15 protein-coding genes are annotated in these 16,539 nt (G+C 68.8%); 7 read left to right on the top strand and 8 right to left on the bottom strand.

The features are described 5' to 3' along the window. Positions 1–5: 5 nt before the first annotated feature. The 5 genes from KY661_RS28290 to KY661_RS28270 all read left to right on the top strand — a co-directional run bounded on the left by KY661_RS28290 (position 6) and on the right by KY661_RS28270 (position 4,960). Positions 6–1,343: a sensor histidine kinase gene (locus KY661_RS28290; protein ID WP_317987310.1), complete on the top strand. Its 1,338-nt coding sequence runs from the start codon at positions 6–8 to the stop codon at positions 1,341–1,343. Then, the gene (locus tag KY661_RS28285) at positions 1,340–2,068 is read left to right on the top strand and encodes a hypothetical protein (protein ID WP_225413176.1); all 729 of its coding nucleotides are present in this window, start codon (positions 1,340–1,342) and stop codon (positions 2,066–2,068) included. Before KY661_RS28290 ends, KY661_RS28285 begins: the two co-directional genes overlap by 4 nt. Continuing rightward, positions 2,065–2,955: an SAM-dependent methyltransferase gene (locus KY661_RS28280; RefSeq protein ID WP_225413175.1), complete on the top strand. Its 891-nt coding sequence runs from the start codon at positions 2,065–2,067 to the stop codon at positions 2,953–2,955. The genes KY661_RS28285 and KY661_RS28280 overlap by 4 nt, the downstream gene beginning before the upstream one ends. 166 nt (positions 2,956–3,121) lie before the next feature. Next, positions 3,122–3,622, top strand: coding sequence for a hypothetical protein (locus tag KY661_RS28275; RefSeq protein WP_225413174.1), 501 nt, complete (start codon positions 3,122–3,124; stop codon positions 3,620–3,622). 186 nt (positions 3,623–3,808) lie between these two features. Further along, positions 3,809–4,960: a Gfo/Idh/MocA family protein gene (locus tag KY661_RS28270; RefSeq protein ID WP_225413173.1), complete on the top strand. Its 1,152-nt coding sequence runs from the start codon at positions 3,809–3,811 to the stop codon at positions 4,958–4,960. Positions 4,961–4,995: 35 nt separating this feature from the next. Here KY661_RS28270 and KY661_RS28265 read toward each other — a convergent pair whose 3' ends face one another. Beyond that, a complete protein-coding gene (locus KY661_RS28265; protein ID WP_225413172.1) occupies positions 4,996–5,802 on the bottom strand; it encodes an HIRAN domain-containing protein in 807 nt (268 codons plus the stop codon). Beyond that, positions 5,786–6,718 carry a HipA domain-containing protein gene (locus KY661_RS28260; protein ID WP_225413171.1) on the bottom strand — a complete coding sequence of 311 codons (933 nt, stop codon included), beginning with the start codon at positions 6,716–6,718 and terminating at the stop codon, positions 5,786–5,788. Before KY661_RS28260 ends, KY661_RS28265 begins: the two co-directional genes overlap by 17 nt. A 412-nt stretch (positions 6,719–7,130) precedes the next feature. On the opposite strand from KY661_RS28260, the gene KY661_RS28255 reads away from it, so the two are divergent. Then, complete coding sequence (locus KY661_RS28255) at positions 7,131–8,201, top strand: WD40/YVTN/BNR-like repeat-containing protein (protein ID WP_225413170.1); 1,071 nt, start codon at positions 7,131–7,133, stop codon at positions 8,199–8,201. Between the two features lie 92 nt (positions 8,202–8,293). Continuing rightward, the gene (locus tag KY661_RS28250) at positions 8,294–9,349 is read left to right on the top strand and encodes a terpene synthase family protein (RefSeq protein ID WP_225413169.1); all 1,056 of its coding nucleotides are present in this window, start codon (positions 8,294–8,296) and stop codon (positions 9,347–9,349) included. On the opposite strand, the gene KY661_RS28245 is transcribed toward KY661_RS28250, so the two are convergent. From KY661_RS28245 to KY661_RS28220, 6 genes are read right to left on the bottom strand one after another with little or no spacing between them, the layout of a single operon-like run. After that, positions 9,327–10,493, bottom strand: a complete 1,167-nt coding sequence (locus tag KY661_RS28245) for a Gfo/Idh/MocA family protein (RefSeq protein ID WP_225413168.1) — start codon at positions 10,491–10,493, stop codon at positions 9,327–9,329. The two genes, KY661_RS28250 and KY661_RS28245, sit on opposite strands and share 23 nt — an antisense overlap. Then, positions 10,490–11,512, bottom strand: a complete 1,023-nt coding sequence (locus KY661_RS28240) for a sugar phosphate isomerase/epimerase family protein (protein ID WP_075005812.1) — start codon at positions 11,510–11,512, stop codon at positions 10,490–10,492. Before KY661_RS28240 ends, KY661_RS28245 begins: the two co-directional genes overlap by 4 nt. Before the next feature lie 31 nt (positions 11,513–11,543). Further along, positions 11,544–12,512, bottom strand: coding sequence for a substrate-binding domain-containing protein (locus tag KY661_RS28235; RefSeq protein WP_225413167.1), 969 nt, complete (start codon positions 12,510–12,512; stop codon positions 11,544–11,546). 37 nt (positions 12,513–12,549) lie between these two features. Beyond that, positions 12,550–13,605 (bottom strand): ABC transporter permease, encoded by a 1,056-nt coding sequence (locus KY661_RS28230; RefSeq protein ID WP_225413166.1) that lies wholly within the window; start codon positions 13,603–13,605, stop codon positions 12,550–12,552. Further along, a complete protein-coding gene (locus KY661_RS28225) occupies positions 13,586–15,073 on the bottom strand; it encodes a sugar ABC transporter ATP-binding protein (RefSeq protein WP_225413165.1) in 1,488 nt (495 codons plus the stop codon). Before KY661_RS28225 ends, KY661_RS28230 begins: the two co-directional genes overlap by 20 nt. Further along, the gene (locus KY661_RS28220; RefSeq protein ID WP_225413164.1) at positions 15,070–16,272 is read right to left on the bottom strand and encodes an ROK family protein; all 1,203 of its coding nucleotides are present in this window, start codon (positions 16,270–16,272) and stop codon (positions 15,070–15,072) included. The genes KY661_RS28225 and KY661_RS28220 overlap by 4 nt, the downstream gene beginning before the upstream one ends. Between the last annotated feature and the right edge of the window lie 267 nt (positions 16,273–16,539).

Raw genomic sequence — 16,539 nt, 5'->3', positions numbered from 1 at the left:
CGGCGATGCGCGCCGCCCTCCAGTCGGCCTTTCACCAGTGGGTGCGGGCCCAGCAGCCCGCCCAGGTGCTGGAGGCCAGCAGCGTGGGCTCCTGGGGGGTGCTGCTCGCGCTCGTGGGGGTGATGCTGGCGGCCATCCACTGGGCGCCCGGCGCGGAGGCGCTCTTCGCGCTGCCCCTGGGCAAGGCGCTCCTGAGCTTCGTGCCCGCGCTGCCGGACCTGGGCTTCGCGCTGCTGCACCGCCGCCGCACCTCCATCCAGACGTGGGGCTGGGTGCTGGCGCTCGTGGGCACCACCGGGCTCCAGTTCTTCCTGGCCAGCCTCATGGCGCTCTCGGCCCTGGGGGGCGCCACCGCCTTCGGCGGGCTGCTGCTCTTCACCGCCGCCTTCCACGGCCAGCTGTTCCGCGTCACCCCGCGCACCCCCTTCCTCGCGGTGGGCACGGCGCTGGCGCTGGGGCTGGCGGCCACCTTCGCCAGCACCCGCGAGCACCTGGCCCTGTTCGCCGTCATTGGCCCCTCGGCCCTGCTGGCCGAGCTGTACCTGGGCACCTTCAGCGTGCGCCATGACCAGATTCGCGCCGAGGCGGAGCGGCTGCACGGCGCCGTCCAGGCGCAGATGCTGGAGTACCAGGAGCGCGACGTGGGCCGGCTGTCCCAGGCGCTCACCGAGGTGCTCCAGCAGACGCAGGAGCTGCATGCGGGGCTGCTCACGGCGGGCTCCGCCGCGGACATGCTCCGGGTGGTGGGCGGGCCGCGGCTGCCCACCGGCCGCGCCGGGTTCGAGTCGCTCGTGCGTCAGCTCCAGGAGCAGCTCACCGCGCTGCGCGAGCGCGTGGAGGACATGCGCCAGCGGAGCCGCCGGCTCATCGGCAGCGATCCGGAGAGCGTGGACCTGATGTCCGTGCTGGACTCGGTCCGCCAGAGCCTGGGCGTGCGCTACCCCGCCGTGGACATCCAGGTGGAGGTGAACCGCACCGAGCCCCTGCGGCCCCTGGTGCGCGGCGGCACCACCACCCTGCGCCGGGTGGTGGAGAGCCTCGTCACCCAGGCCTGCGCGGGCGATGGCTCGCGCGCCGCCCGGCGGGTGCACATCACCGCCCGGACCGAGGCCTACAGCGGAAGGCTCGAGATGATCATCTCGGACGAGGGGCCCCTGCCCGTCCCGGAGCCCGCCCCGGAGCGCCCGCCGGAGCCTGCCGCCGAGGGCCCCCGCCCCGCGGGGCCAGGGCTGTACACGAGCGAGTGCCTCATCCGCTCCAGCGGGGGCGTGCTGGAGTGGCAGAGCGCGCGCACGGGCGGCGCGGTGCTGCGCGTGCTCCTGCCCCAGGAGTTCCGGCCATGAGCGCGGGCGCCATCTACCAGGAGACGCTGCGCATGCTGCGGCGCCAGCGCCTGCCGGCGCCGGCCGAGCGGGACGTGGTGGCGGCCCTGGAGGCCGCGCAGCCGGGGCCGCTGGTGCTGCTGTACGAGGCGGGCATGGAGGCGGGGCTGCGGCGCGAGCTGCTGCTGCCACGCGCGACGGGCATCTTCCTGGGCTTCGCCGCGGGCAACCTCGCCGATGACTTGTGCGATGGGGAGTGCGGCTACTTCGAGGAGCCCGCGCGGGTGGGGCCCTACGTGCAGTTCCTCCTGCAGAACCTGGCCTGGGCCACCCTGGCGCGCACGGAGCTGCCCGAGCGGGTGCTGGCGGACGCGGCCACGTGCCTGGCCCTGGCCGCGGGCCCCCAGGCGCTGGAGGTGCGCACGCGCCAGTGGACGGCGCCCCTCTTCCAGCAGGTGGCCGAGGGGCTCGCCGGCCAGCAGTGGGCCGCGTACCTGCACCTGCTGTGGGCGGGCACGCGGCTGGAGGCCAAGGCCCCGGTGGGCCACGGGCTGGGCATCGCCGCCCACGTGGCGGAGGACATCCGCAGCCGGGACGTGCGCTTCTTCAGCATGCCGGGGCCGGACCAGCGCGAGGTGATGCGCTGGGCCCAGGCGGCGGTGGAGCGGGTGCGGGGCCAGCGGTTGCGGTGCCTGGACGCGGCCTTGCGCCGCATCGAACCCATTCTTCAGGAGGTCGTGCCATGAACGTCGAACCCGCGCTCGCGCGCGTCAGCCCATCCCTGGGCCGTAACGAAGTGCAGAAGGATGTCGCCGCGTATTACGACGCCAAGACGGAGGGCATCCTGCGCCGCTACGGGCCCGGGCCGCGGGTGCACTACCACTCGGGCCTGGTGGACGACATGCCGCCGCCGGGGCTCACGGCCCAGGCGCTGCGGGTGCGCATCCACGACTCCCAGGAGCTGCTGCTGCGCGAGATGTCCTACGCGGTGAGCGAGTCCTGGGCGGGCAAGCAGGTGCTGGATGTGGGGTGCGGACTGGGGGGCGGCTCGCTGTACTGGGCCACCGAGCACCGGGCCCACGTGACGGCCATCACCATCGCGCCCGCGCACGTGCCGCTGGTGCAACGCTTCGCGGCGCAGGCCGGGGTGGCGGACCGGGTGCGGGTGCTCCTGTGCGACGCGCTGGAGGTGCCCGGCAGTGACTACTTCGACCGCGTGGTGGCGGTGGAGAGCTCGTGCTACCTGCCCCGCCCGGCCTGGTTCCAGCAGCTGCACCGGCTGCTGCGGCCCGGGGGGACGGTGGTCCTCATGGACTGCTTCCTCGGGCGCCCGGAGCTGGCGGGGCCCTTCGACCGGTACTGGCGCACGCGCATCGGCACCACGGACGAGTACCTCCGGGCGGCGAGCCAGGCGGGGCTGGAGCTGGAGCTGTACCAGGACCTGGCCTACCGCACGGTGAACTTCTGGACGCTGACCATGGACCTGATGGCGCGCGAGCAGGAGGAGTGGGCCCCCCAGAGCCCAGCGCGCAGCGCGCGGCCCGTCTCCCAGCGCGAACACCTGCGGCTCCAGCAGGCGATGCTCGATGGGGGGCTGCAATACGCCCTGATGGTGCTGCGGCGCCGGCGCTGAGAGGGCCCGGCAAGCCCTTGCCGGCCTTGAGTCCTATTCGCCCCTGCCTGCCCGCCTGCATCAGAGCCCTGCGGCCAGGGGTTCTGGTCCCGGTGGATGCCATCTGGCCACGCCAACCCAAGCCTTAGGGGGTAACCAACTGACATCCCCTTGGGAGGGTAAACACATGTTCAAGCGAATGATGGTTCTCGGTGCGATGGCCTCCGCTCTGGCGTTCACGGGCTGCCAAAACCGCAATAATGAAGATGCGGCGATGGACCGCACGGCCGTGCCGGCAGACACGACGCTGCCACCGGCCACGGGCGGCTCGGGGGCGAGCGACTACAGCACGGGCAGCCCGAGCGGCAGCACGAACCTGGAGGACACCACCCAGAGCCAGGACATCGATGACGGCGCGGACATGAACACCGGCGGCGCCGGGGGCTCGGGCACGGTGACGCCCGTGGAGCCGGACACCGGCTCGAACGTGAACGGCACCGGTGGCTCGGGCAGCATGGACAGCACCGACTCGTTCGGGGGCACGGACAGCAAGGGGGACCTGAACAACGCCCCGCCCGCGAACACCGCCGATGACCTGGGCGGCACCGGCGGCTCCGGCATGATGGACGACTCGGCCAACACCAGCCACCCGGACTCCTCCATGGAGCACTCCGACACCGCCAAGTAGTGAGCCTCCCTCCTCGTGAGGGACATTCGGGGCCTGAGGCACGGAAAACCGCTGCCTCGGGCCCTTGCTCTTTTTTCCCCTCTGCCCGCGAGCAGGCAGCCAGGCGTCCTCCAGCGGGTTGCTCCCACCGGGCGGCATGTGGAGCTTCCCTCCGGCAGCAGGGCCTGGGGCCTTCGGAGGCACGGCATGGCACGTCGGCGGAGTGGGACGCGGAGCACGCAGCGGCGGACTTCCTCGAAGGCCTCGCGGCAGGTGGGCTACGCGGTGGTGGGCCTGGGGCACTTCGCGCAAGAGTCGATCCTTCCCGCCTTCACGCATGCGCGCGGCAACTCGCGGCTGGTGGCCCTGGTGAGCGGAGATCCGCGCAAGGCGCGCGCGCTGGGGACGAAGTACAAGGTGCCTGTCTTTGGCTATGAGCAGTTCGAGGAGTGCTTGGCCCTGCCCGAGGTGGACGCGGTCTACATCGCCCTGCCCAACTCGATGCACGCCGAGTACGCGGTGCGCGCGGCGCGGGCCGGGGCGCACGTGCTGTGCGAGAAGCCGCTGGCCACCACGGAGGAGGAGTGCCGGGAGATGATCCGCGCCTGCACGGAGAACGACGTGCGGCTGATGACGGCCTACCGGCTGCACTTCGAACAGGCGAACCTCCAGGCGGTGAAGGCGGTGCGCGAGGGGAAGCTGGGCGAGGTGAAGCTCTTCACGTCCACGTTCAGCTTCCAGTTGCGCACGCCCAACATCCGCGCCGAGGCGGCCAAGGGCGGCGGGGTGCTGTGGGACATCGGCGTGTACTGCGTGAACGCGGCGCGCTACCTGTTCCGCTCCGAGCCCATTGAAGTGTTCGCCTTCTGCGACTGGAGCGGGGACCCCCGCTTCCTGGAGACGGAGGAGGCGGCCTCGGTGGTGATGCGCTTCCCAGAGGGGAAGCTGGCGGCGTTCAACGTGAGCTTCGGCGCGGAGGCGGTGGCCACCTACCGGCTCGTGGGCACCGAGGGGGAGCTGCACCTGGAGAACGCCTATGAAGTCAAAGGCCCCATCCACTGGACGCTGAAGCGCCAGGGGAAGACGCGCCGGGGCAAGGCGCCGTCCCGGGACCAGCTCGCCCCGGAGCTCATCACCTTCAGCGACTGCATCCTCGAGGGCCGGGAGCCCGAGCCGGACGGCTGGGAGGGCCTGGCGGACGTGCGCATCATTTCCGCCCTGTACGAGTCCGCCGTGTCGCGGAGGCCCGTGCAACTGGAGCCGCTGGCGAGGACCCGGCGGCCCACGCCGGACCAGGAGCAGCGGCACCCGCCCACGCGCACGCCCGAGCTCGTCCTCGTCCAGGCGCCCTCGCATTAGCAAAGCGAAGAGCTTTTCCTGCCCGCCTGACCGCGTCAGACGGGCATGGACGCTTCATCATCCGTATCGGAGAGAGGCTCGTATTCCGGAGAATCAAAAGCGCGAAAATTCTCTGGCCAAGGTGCCGTCAGCCGGCAAAGCAAGCGCTGCCCGGTGGGTGAAGAGACTGAATTCACGCGCTCCACCACGACACTGATGGGCAACTTCCGCTCTCTCAGGACAGCGATGTCAGCGCAATAGTAACGAGGCAACCAGCCCAACAAATAACCATCCTGCCTGGTACGAAGCATCATAGCGTTTGGATCGAACTCGTTCTGCCAGTCCGCAAGCAAAAGCAGCCGCTCGCCCACTTCGCATTGGCTGACCCGCTTCTGCGCCTCTGCAGGCACATAACGAATGCCATGAACAAAGAAGTTGAGCACATAGGACCACCGTCCCCCCCCCGCTGATTGTTTCAATGGAGCAGGGAAGACCTTGAACGAATCGGTGACCCGGCGGCCCCCACTCCGGGCAAGGACCTGAAGTGGCTCCAAGTGATGCCGAGGGCTTTCCCCCAGCCCTAACCGCTCAAGGAAAGCCGTGTACTCTTCACGGCTTGGCGACATGAGCCGGTTCTGGAAAAGCGGGAAAAGTTTATCGGAAAGATAGCGCTGGCGGCTGTCCATGAAGCCTAGGATAGGCTGCATATTGGCGTTCTGCCGGGCCTGCTCGTAGCCACGCGTGTAAACGAATTCATACAGCGCATCAAGGCGCCGGCGCAGACGCCCAACAACAAACCAACTCCTTGAATCTGAGTCTTGCCACGCGAGGTAGACATCGGGGATTTCATTCAGCATCGCCATCCCTCGTCCGGGCATCCAGCAAGCGCCCTCGATTGAACATGATAATTTCGTATGCGAATTTCCGATGAGCCGTGGAGATCAGCCCATCAGGAATCTGCTGTAACGCCTTATGAACAAAGCTGTCCTGGGTTGACTCGAGCCGGGACAACCAATAGCCGCGCGCGGCAGGCCGTTGCCTTGCGGCATAGAAAAAGGCATCCATTGCTAGCATGGGCCTTCCAGTGCTCAATGGATCGAACAGCGCGGAGCGGCATTTCTCAGCATAGCTTTTGACAGTGACCCGAGGATCCGTCTCACGAAGACGGACCTGGGCTCTTTCCTCGGTTTCATTTCGTCCCATTGAGCTGGCGTGATCATAGCTGGGTGAAAGCAACCGCTTCTCACCTCGCTGAACGACAGCCCAATTCTCATGGTGCCGGTCCGTGTTCCCGATCCAAGCATCCAAAAGCAAATACCCAAGAAACAGATCCCATCCGTCAAAGGAATCAGGCAAGCGCTCTGGACATTCACTCCAGACACTCACCTGAAACCGCTCAAAGGCGGCGACTACAGCCTCGACAGTGTGCTTGGAGACATGAAAGCGGCCCATCATCGGGTAGCTTGTATCGAGCTCGAATAGGAGTTCGTTCCCGTGTACCAGTTGATCGCCCGGCAAGAGAAAGGATCGGGAAATAGTGCCGGACTGGCCGGCACACCTTGCTAGCTCGACCTCCGCGTGAGGGAGTCCCAGGTGCCCAGCAAGAGCCGCAGCGGCCTTCTCTGACCAGTCCTCGTTCTGACGCCCGCGTTTGAACAGCCACTCTTTGCGATCTGAGTGTGTAAACCAGAACTTCGCTTTCGAGCCCAGTTGTTCATCGCGGCGATCTTCAGAAGAAACGTCGATCTCCACGACTGGATACACGTCTGCGTTATCCATGGCCGCTTCCATGAACTCGACCGGGCCTACGGGCAAAGCCTGAGCCATCACGCACTACATTTCCCCACACTGCGGCGGTACGACCCGCCCCAAGGGGCGTCATCGAAGGGAGCGTGCTTGGACAGGCCTGCCTCATCAGTAAACAACGGTACCATGGGTCTCTGTCTTCCCCATGAAGCAGGCCATCGGCCCGGGGGGCACAGAGGGCGTCCAAGCTGCCTATAAGGCGGCCCTCCAGCGCCAGAAGATCAATCATTTCAACTACTTACCCTGTCTCAAAGAGATGGAGCAGATCCCTCTAAGAACGTTGGACATGACGCATCCTACGTAGGAGGTCATCCCGGTTGGAGGATGGATGTTTCGATGACCTATTCCCGCCTTGTTCGCGGTCCCCGGTAAAAAGCGTGAATCCATGAGCCCCTTTCCTGACATCTATGTTGGTGCCACCCGTGGCCTCTTCGTGGCCCGGCACGTGAATGGCCGCTACGTCCCCACGCCCCTGAGCCGCCTTCCGGTAGAGGGCTCGGCCCGGCACACCGCTTCCGCCCTGCAGTCCATGTTCCGTGGCAGCTCCGTGGGCGTCACCGCGGACATGCCCAAGGGGGGCCTCATCGTGGACTCCCGGCACCCAGGCCGGCTCTACGTGGGCACCGAGGCCGCGGGCATCTTCCGCAGCGAGGACGGCGGCGCCACGTGGGTTCCCGACAACCAGGGGCTCGGCTCGCCGCGGATCTGGTCCCTGGTCCAGCACCCCGTCACCGGCGTGCTCTACGCGGGCACCGAGCCCGCCGCCATTTACCGCAAGCTCCCAGACGCCACCGCCTGGGAGTCCTGCGCGCCCCTGTCCGCCCTGCCCCGGTACGGCGAGTGGACCTCGCCCAACGCGCCGTATGAGCCCCGCGTGCGAGGCATTGGACTGGATCCCGAGCGGCCCCAGGCCATCGCCGCCGCCATCGAGGAGGGCTGGCTCGCGCTCAGCCTGGATGGGGGCGACACCTGGACGAACCTCACCGACGGCCCGGCGTTCGACTCGCACTCCGTCCTCTTCGCGCCGGGCCAGCCCCACGTCCTGCTCTCGACGAGCGGATACGGCTTCTTCCGGAGTGAGGATGGGGGCGCGCACTTCTCCGCCTCGAACGCGGGGTTCGACCGGAGCTATCTGTCGCCCCTCGTCCTGCATCCGGCCCGCCCCCGGACGCTCTATGTCTTCGGGGCCCGGAATGCCCCGCCGTCCTGGTTCCATCGGGGCGCCGGTGCGGACGGCGCCTTCTTCCGCAGCGATGACCTGGGCCAGCGCTGGCGCCGCGTAGGAGACACTCCCGTCATCCCCGGGGGCAGTTGGACGGCGTGTGGCGATCCGCAGAATCCGGAAACGTTTTGCGTTGGATTGACGGACGGCTCCGTCTGGCTGACACAGGATGGCGGCGAACACTTCGAGTGTGTGCTCAATGGGCTTGGGCTCGTCAGCGTGGTGTCAATCTGAGACATCCCAGGGGAGAGAGCCACGCCGCCCCGGCTCACGACATCTGAGCCTTGCGCCGCTGTCCTCCCCCCTTCCGGATTCAGGTCGCCCCCATGTCCTCCCGTCCTGAGAACCTCCTGCGCAGCACGTTTCTCGACAGTCTCCCGGGCCCCGAGTGTGAGCACATCTTCGCCCTCACCCAGGAGCTGTCCGCGCCGCTGGCCGCATGGTGCGCGAAGTACCCTTCCCTCCTTCGGTCCTTCCGCGTGCCTCAGGTCGGCTTGACCCTGGCCGCCTCCGCCCCCTTCCTGAGCGCCCGCGAGCTGCTGCCCACTGGGAGGCTGTTCCTGTGGCTCTTCGCCGTGGATGACCTCTGCGACGAGCGTCCCCACGCGGAAGAGGCCGCCTCCCCCCTCACGCTCTGCGCCCGGTTCGAACAGGCCATGTCCGTGCTCGAAACCCCGGGGGCCCCCTGTGCCAGCGAGGATCCGCTGCACCAGGCCATGCGGGACATCCGGGAAGGGCTGACCTCGCTTCCCCTCTTCTCCGCCCTGCGCACGTCCCTGCTCAATGCGCTCCGGGACTTTCTGCGGGGCATGCAGCTCGAGGTGGCGTGGAGCCACCTCTACCGCCAATCACCGCCAGGCCCCGCCCCCTCGCTCCAGGAGTATCTGGAGAAGGCGGCCTGCTTCACCACCGGCACGCTGCCCATCTACCTGGGCGTGTTGATGGCCACCCGCGATGAGGCAATCCTTCCGCGCCTGCCCCACTTCATGGGGCTGGGGCATGAGGCGGCCGTCAGCATCCGCCTGGCCAATGATCTCCGCACCTACGAGAAGGAGCTGGCCGAGGGCAAGCTCAACGCCCTCATCCTCCTCCAGCGCGAGAGGATGGAGCAGCACGGCCAGGTGTCCGCCGACGCCCTGGATCGGGGCCGCGCGGAGGTGAAGGCTCACCTCCTGGGCGCCCTGGAGCGGTGCAGCCAGCTCGGTGGCGAGGAGGCCACCGCCGGCTGCCAGGCCACCCAAACCATCGTGAATGCCGTGGCCTTCGCCTGTGGCTTCTACGCCCACCACGACTTCCACCATGCCCTCGTGCGCCAGGACGGCCATCGCCTGGGCGAAGCGAGGCCGCCCCGCGCGGCCGTCACTCCATCACTGTCCACTTGAGCTTGCTGGCCGCCGACTCCACCGTCTTCTCGATGAAGCGCACCCCGCGCACGCCGTCCGCGAGCCGGGGGTAGTCGGCGGCGAGCGGATCCGCCGCCCCCCCGGCGAGCCGGGCACGGATGTCCGCCGCGACGCCCAGGTACACGTTGGCGAACGCCTCGATGAACGCCTCGGGGTGGCCCGAGGGCACCCGGCACGCCCGGCGCGAGGCCTCGCTCAGCCAGGGCGAGCCCCGCGTGAGGATGCGCTTGGGCCCATCGAGCGGCGCATGCACCAGTTCGTTCGGGTTCTCCTGCCGCCAGTCGAGCGAGCCCGCCGAGCCGAACACGCGCAGCCGCAAGTCATTCTCCACCCCGGCGGCGATCTGCGAGGCCGTCAGCACGCCTCGCACCCCGCCCCGCCAGCGCAGGAGCAGGCTGGCGTCGTCATCGAGCCGCCGCCCCGGCACCAGGGCCCCGAGGTCCGCGCAGATCGCCTCCAGCTCCAGGCCCGTGACGGTGACGGCCAGGTTCTCCGCGTGCGAGCCGATGTCGCCGATGGCCCCGGCCGCCCCGCTCCGCTCCGGATCCGTGCGCCAGCCGGCCTGCTTGTTGCCCTGGCCCTCCACGTGCGTGGCGAGCCAGCCCTGGTTGTATTCGACGACCACCTTGCGCAGCTCGCCGAGCACGCCGCGCTTCACCAGCTCGCGCGCCTCGCGCACCATCGGATAGCCGGTGTAGTTGTAGGTGACGCCGAACACGACGCCGGACTGCTCCACCGTGCGCACCAGCTCGTCCGCCTGCGCGCGCGTGTGCACGAGCGGCTTGTCACACACCACGTGGATTCCCGCCGCGGCGAAGGCCTTCGCCACCGGGAAGTGCACGTGGTTGGGCGTGACGATGGAGACGAAGTCGATGCGCTCCTCCGCCGGGCGCGTCAGCTCGTCGGCCAGCAGGTCCTCCCACCGGCCGTGGTTGCGCTCCGGGGCCAGGCCCAAGTCCTTGCCCGAGGCCCGCGCCTTGTCCGGATTGGACGAGAGCGCGCCGGCCACCAGCTCCATCTGCCCGTCCAGGGCCATGGCCCGGCGGTGCACCGAGCCGATGAACGCGTCGCGCCCACCGCCCACCATCGCGTACCGCAGCTTGCGTTCGGGCTTCGCGCTCATCCGCCCGCCCGCGCTTGCTTGTCCTTGTCGAACACGGCGTCGAACGCGCCCGCCGCGGCGGGGAAGTCGAGCCGCTTGCAGAAGGCCGCGCTCTCGGTGGCCCCGTGCACCCGGTCCATCCGGCTGTCCTCCCACTCCACGCTCAGGGGCCCCGCGTACTGGATGTCATTGAGCGCGACGATGACGGACTCGAAGTCGATCATCCCCCGGCCCAGGCTGCGGAAGTCCCAGTTGCGGCGCGGATCTCCAAAGCTCGTGTGGCCGCCGAACACGCCCACCGTGCCATCGCCCCGGCCCCACCACACGTCCTTCATGTGGACGTTGAACACGCGGTCCGCGAACGTGCGGATGAACTTCACGTAGTCCACGCCCTGGTAGCCCAGGTGGCTCGGGTCGAAGTTGAAGCCGAAGCAGCGGTGCCCCTTCACCGCCTCGATGGCGCGCTGGGCCGAGGCGATGTCGAAGGCGATCTCCGTCGGGTGGACCTCCAGCGCGAAGCGCACGCCCTGCGCCTCGAACGTGTCCAGAATCGGCGTCCAGCGGCGGCCAAAGTCGGCGAAGCCCTTGTCCCAGAACGCCTGCGGGGTGGGCGGGAAGGCATAGGTGGCGTGCCACACCGACGAGCCGGTGAAGCCGGTGACGGTCTTCACCCCGAAGGCGGCGGCGGCCCGGGCCGTGTCCTTCATCTCCTGGGCCGCGCGCTGGCGCACGCCCTCTGGGTCTCCATCTCCCCACACGTGCGCGGGGACGATGGACTGGTGCCGCTCGTCGATGAGGTCGCACACGGCCTGCCCCACCAGGTGGTTGCCGATGGCGAAGCACTTCAGGCCGTGGGACTCCAGCAGGGCGTGCTTGTCCTTCGCGTACGTCTTGGAGGCGAGCGCCTCCTGGACGTTGAAGTGGTCGCCCCAGCAGGCCAGCTCCAGGCCGTCGTAGCCCATGCGCCGGGCCAGCGGTGCGAGTTCGGAGAGGGGCAGGTCGGCCCATTGGCCGGTGAACAGCGTGACAGGTCTCGTCATGGGGATGTCCTGAAGGGGCGACTGGGGCGGCTTAGAAGGGCGAGTCCGGGAAGTAGAAGTCCTTCGCGTTCTCCTTGGTGATGAGCACCGAGGGCACGATGGTGGTGGCCGGCAGCTTCCCGCCCTTGAGGCGCGCCTCGGCGGTCATCTTGATGGCGTCGTAGATGAACTTGGGCGAGTAGGAGACGTCCGCCTGGATGAGCGGGTTGCTGCCGTCGATGATGGTCTTCACCATGCCCTTGGCGCCCGCGCCGCCGAACACTTCCTTGATGTCGGTGCGCTTGGCCTGGGAGATGGCCTTGAGCACGCCCACCGCCATGTCGTCATCCGCGGCCCACACGGCGTCGATCTGCTTGAAGCGCGTCAGGTAGTCCTGCATCACCTTGAAGGCATCGTCCCGGTTCCAGTTGCCGTACTTCGCATCCAGGACCTTGATGTCCGGGTGGTTCTTCAGCACCGCGTTGAACGCGTCCATCCGCTCGTTGTCGATGGTGGTGGGGATGCCGCGCAGCACCACGATGCTGCCCTTGCCGTTGAGGCGCTTGGCCAGGTACTCCGCCGGCAGCTTGCCGAAGGCGGTGTTGTCGCCGGCCACGTAGGCATCCTGCGCGCTGGTGTCCGTCAGGCCGCGGTCCACCACGGTGACGTACACGCCCTTGCCCTTCACCTGCGCGACGGGCTTGGTGAGCGCCGCCGACTCGAACGGGAAGATGACCAGCGTGTCGATCTTGTTGACGGTCAGCAGGTCCTGAAGCTGGTTGGCCTGCTCGGGCGCGTTGGCCGCCGTGCGCACGGTGACCTTCAGGCCCGGGTTGGCCTTCTCCAGCTCCTTCTTGGCCTGGTTGGCCCACCACACGATGCCGCCGGTGAAGCCGTGCGTGGCGGCGGGGATGGCCACGCCGACGTGAACCTTCTTGTCCTGCGCGGCGGCGCCAGAGGACATGAGCAGCGCGGCCACGGCGGATGCACCCACTGCGAGTCTACGGAGGACGGATTTCATGCGTGCTGTCTCCTGCGGGTGAGGGAAAAGGGAAACGCTACTTGCGGCGGCGCTGCAGGAACGCCACGCCGATGATGACGAAGCCCTGCACCGCCGCGTTCAGGTACACACTGATGATGCTGGTGAGGTTGAGGATGTTGCTGATGACCGACAGCAGCACCGCGCCCACCACCGTGCCGGTGATGGTGCCTGAGCCGCCCTTGAGCGCGGTGCCGCCGACGATGACCGCCGCGATGGCCTCCAGCTCCCACAGGATGCCGGTGGTCGGCGAGGCCGAGCCCAGGCGCGGCACGTACAACACGGTGGCGATGCCCACGCACAGGCCCAGCAGCATGTACGTGAGCACCTTGATGCGGTCCACGTTCACCGCCGCATAGCGCGCCACCTGCTCGTTGGAGCCCAGCGCCTGCACATAGCGGCCATAGGCGGTACGGTTGAGCACCAGCCCGCCCACGAGCGCCACGGCGAGGAAAATCCAGACGGGAATCGGAATGCCCAGGAGGCTGGCGTAGTAGACGGGGCTGTAGGCGTCGGACAGGTCCGAGTCCAACGTGAGCGCCCCGCCGTCCGCGAAGTAGGTGAGGTACGCGCGGAAGATGCCCAGCGTGCCGAGCGTCACGATGAAGGGCTCGATGCCGCCCTTGGCGATGAGCAGCCCGTGCGCCAGGCCGAACAGCGCGCCGAGCAGCAGCGCGAAGCCGATGCCCACGGCAATCACCGTCACGGGCGAGCCCAGCTCGGGCCCCAGCCGGTTCATCACGAGAATCATCGCGCCGGCGATGAGCGCCGCCATCGAGCCCACGGAGAGGTCGATGCCCCCCGAGATGATGACGAAGCACATGCCCACCGCGATGATGCCGATGAAGGCCGTGCGTGTGAGCACGTTCATCACGTTGTCGATCGCGGCGAATTCGCTGTTGAGCGCCGTGCCGATGATGCACAGCAGGACGAGCCCGAGGATGGGCCCGAAGCTGTGCAGCAGCGAGCGCGCGCGGTGGCTGGCGCGGGTGCTGGTCTCCGGGCGCACGGCGGCGCCTCCGGGGGCCGGGGCGCCTGCCTCCGGCTTCAGGGCCTCAATGGGTTCCGGTGGCATGGGCGATGAGCTCCCCTTCGGTCAGTTGGTCCGCCTCGAGCGTGGCCTGCAGGTGGCCGCCGCGCATCACCGCCACGCGGTGGCACAGGCCAATCAGCTCCATCAGCTCGGAGGAAATCACGATGACGGCGCGCCCCTCGCGGGCCAGCGCCTCGATGAGAAAGTAGATGTCCCGCTTGGCGCCCACGTCCACGCCGCGCGTGGGCTCGTCCAGCACCACCACCCGGGGGTCCGGGTGCAGCACCCGGGCGAGCGCGAGCTTCTGCTGGTTGCCGCCGGACAGGGATGACGCCGGGGCGTCCAGCGTCCCGGTGCGGATGCCGAAGCGCTTCACGGCCTCTTCGAGCGCGCGCTGCTCCGCCTCGGGCTTCAGCCAGGGCTTCGCGTAGCGCGACAGCGTCATCAGCGTCAGGTTCTCGCGCAGGCCGAAGTTCACGTGCAGCCCTTTGCCCTTGCGGTCCTCGCTCAGGTACGTGAGCCCCTGGTCGGCGGCATCGCGCGGGTTGCGCCAGCGCACCGGGCGGCCCTCCAGCTCCACGCGCTCCACCGTGCGCGGCCTCAGGCCCAGCAGCCCCTCGAACAGCTCGGTGCGGCCCGCGCCCACCAGCCCCGCGAACCCCAGGATTTCGCCGGGGCGCACCTCGAAGCTCACCCCCTGCGCCCAGCCCGGCACGGTGAGCCCCTGCACCCGCAGCAGCGGCGGCACACCGGCCGGCACGGGCGTCTTGGGCGGATACAGGTCCGCGGTCTCCCGGCCCACCATGAGGTTGGCCATCTGGTGGCGCGTCACCGCGCGCGTCTCCGAGCGGGTGACGAAGCGGCCATCGCGCATCACCACCACCTCGTCGGTGATGCGCTCCACCTCATCCAGCTTGTGCGAGATGTAGAGCATCGTGACGCCATCGGCCTTGAGCTGGGCGATGAGCGCGAACAGGCGCTCGGTTTCTCCCGGCGTCAGCGTGGCCGTGGGCTCGTCCATGATGAGCAGCCGCGCCTTGCGCGCCAGCGCCTTGGCGATCTCCACGAGCTGCTTCTCGGCCACGATGAGCTGGCGCACCGGCGTCTCCGGGCCCGCCCGCAGCCCCACCTGCTGGAGCACCTGGGCCGCCTCCGCGTTCATCGCCGCGTCGTCCAGCAAGAAGCCCCGCTTCTTCTCGTGTCCCAGGAAGATGTTCTGGGCGATCGTCAGGTCCTCGGCGAGGTTGAACTCCTGGTGGATGAGGACGATGCCCTCCCGCTCCGCCTCCCGCGAGCCCTTGAAGCGCACCGCGCGGCCGTTGACGAACACCTCGCCGCCCGTGGCCTGCTCGTAGCCGGAGAGGATCTTCATCAGCGTGGACTTGCCCGCGCCGTTCTCCCCCAGCAGCCCTGTCACCTGGCCGGGTTGCAGCGCGAAGCTCACCCCGTGCAGCACCCGCACCGGGCCGAACGCCTTCACCACGTCCCGGAACTCGATGGCCACGCTCATCGTGCCGCTCCGTTCATGCGCAGGGTCTCCTGCATGGCCAGCACCGAGGCGCCGATGAGCCCGGCCTGCTCCCCGAGCGGCGTTACCTGGATCTCCAGCTGGCGCGTGGAGAGCGCCAGCGAGCGCTGGTAGATGCTCTGCCGCAGCGAGGCGAGGAACAGCGGGCCGATGCGCATCATCGAGCCGCCGAAGAACACGTGCGACGGGTTGAAGAAGTTCACCACCGAGGCGAGCATCTGCCCAATCAAGCTGCCCGCGCGCTGCACGATGGCGTTGGCCGCCGTGTCGCCCGCGCGCACCGCCCGCGCCACGTCCTCGGGGAGGATGGTGCCCGTGGCGGCCAGCGTCTCCGCGAGCAGCACGCTCTGGCCTGCCTCCACCGCCTCGCGGGCCATGCGGGCAATTGCGGGGCCCGCCGCCATCACCTCCACGCAGCCCAGGTTGCCGCAGTGGCAGCGCGGCCCCGCCGGGTCCACGCAGATGTGGCCCACGTCCCCCGCCGAGCCCGTGGCGCCCCGGTACACCTGCCCCTGGCAGACGATGCCGCAGCCAATGCCCGTGCCGACCTTGATGACCAGGAAGTTCTGCAGCGTGCGCTGCATCCGCCACAGCTCGCCGAGCGCCATGATGTTGACGTCGTTGTCCACGAACACGGGCGCCTCGAAGTCCGCCTTCATGTCCTCGCGGATGGAGTAGCTGTCCCACTCGGGCATCAGCGGCGGGTTGACGAGCTGGCCGCTCTCGAAGTTGACCGGGCCCGGCACGCCCATGCCGATGCCGATGACGTCCCGGGGCGTGAGGCCCGCCTCCGTCAGCAACTGGCGCATCAGGGCGCGCACGCGCGACAGGACGGACTCGGGCCCCTTGCGCACGTCCGCGGACTCCACGTGCCGCGCCAGCACCTGCAGGTCCGGCGTCAGCACGCCCACGCGCAGGCCGGTGGCGCCCAGGTCCGCCCCCAGCAGCACGCCCAGCCCCCGGTGCAGCCGCAGCGTCCCCGCCCTCCGGCCGCCCGAGGAGGCCTGGAGCCCCGCCTCTTCCAGCAGCTCCCGCTCCAGCAGTCCCGCCACGGCCGCGTTCGCGCGCGTCTTGGAGAAAGCCGACCGCTGGGCGAGCGCATCCCGCGACAGCCCCGTCGACCAGAACACCGTGTCCAGCAGCGCGAACTCTCCCGAGGAGAGGTCCTTCCAGCGGCTCAAAGTCGATCTCCGCCACCGCTCCAACGGCGGCCAGGGAAGCTTGAAGCCGAAACTAATCAGGCGGACTTTCGACCGGAAAGCACAATCTTTGGACTATTTTAGACCAAAGTGACCACTGTTCTCCAGGAAACACGAACGGGCCAGGAGGGGGCACCTGTCCCCGCTCCTGGCCCGCGCGCTTTCTCTGCCCAGAGGGCACTCACCGCCTCGCCGCGGACGAGCTCCCGTCTCGGCGTTCTCCTGGCGTGGGGGGACCCGTCGAGCCCC

Origin of the sequence: Allostigmatella hybrida (assembly GCF_020103775.1) — a bacterium.
In the GTDB taxonomy this organism is placed as follows: domain Bacteria; phylum Myxococcota; class Myxococcia; order Myxococcales; family Myxococcaceae; genus Hyalangium; species Hyalangium aurantiaca.
The sequence above is the reverse complement of the archived record's forward strand: the minus strand, read 5'-3'. Positions and strand labels throughout refer to the sequence as shown.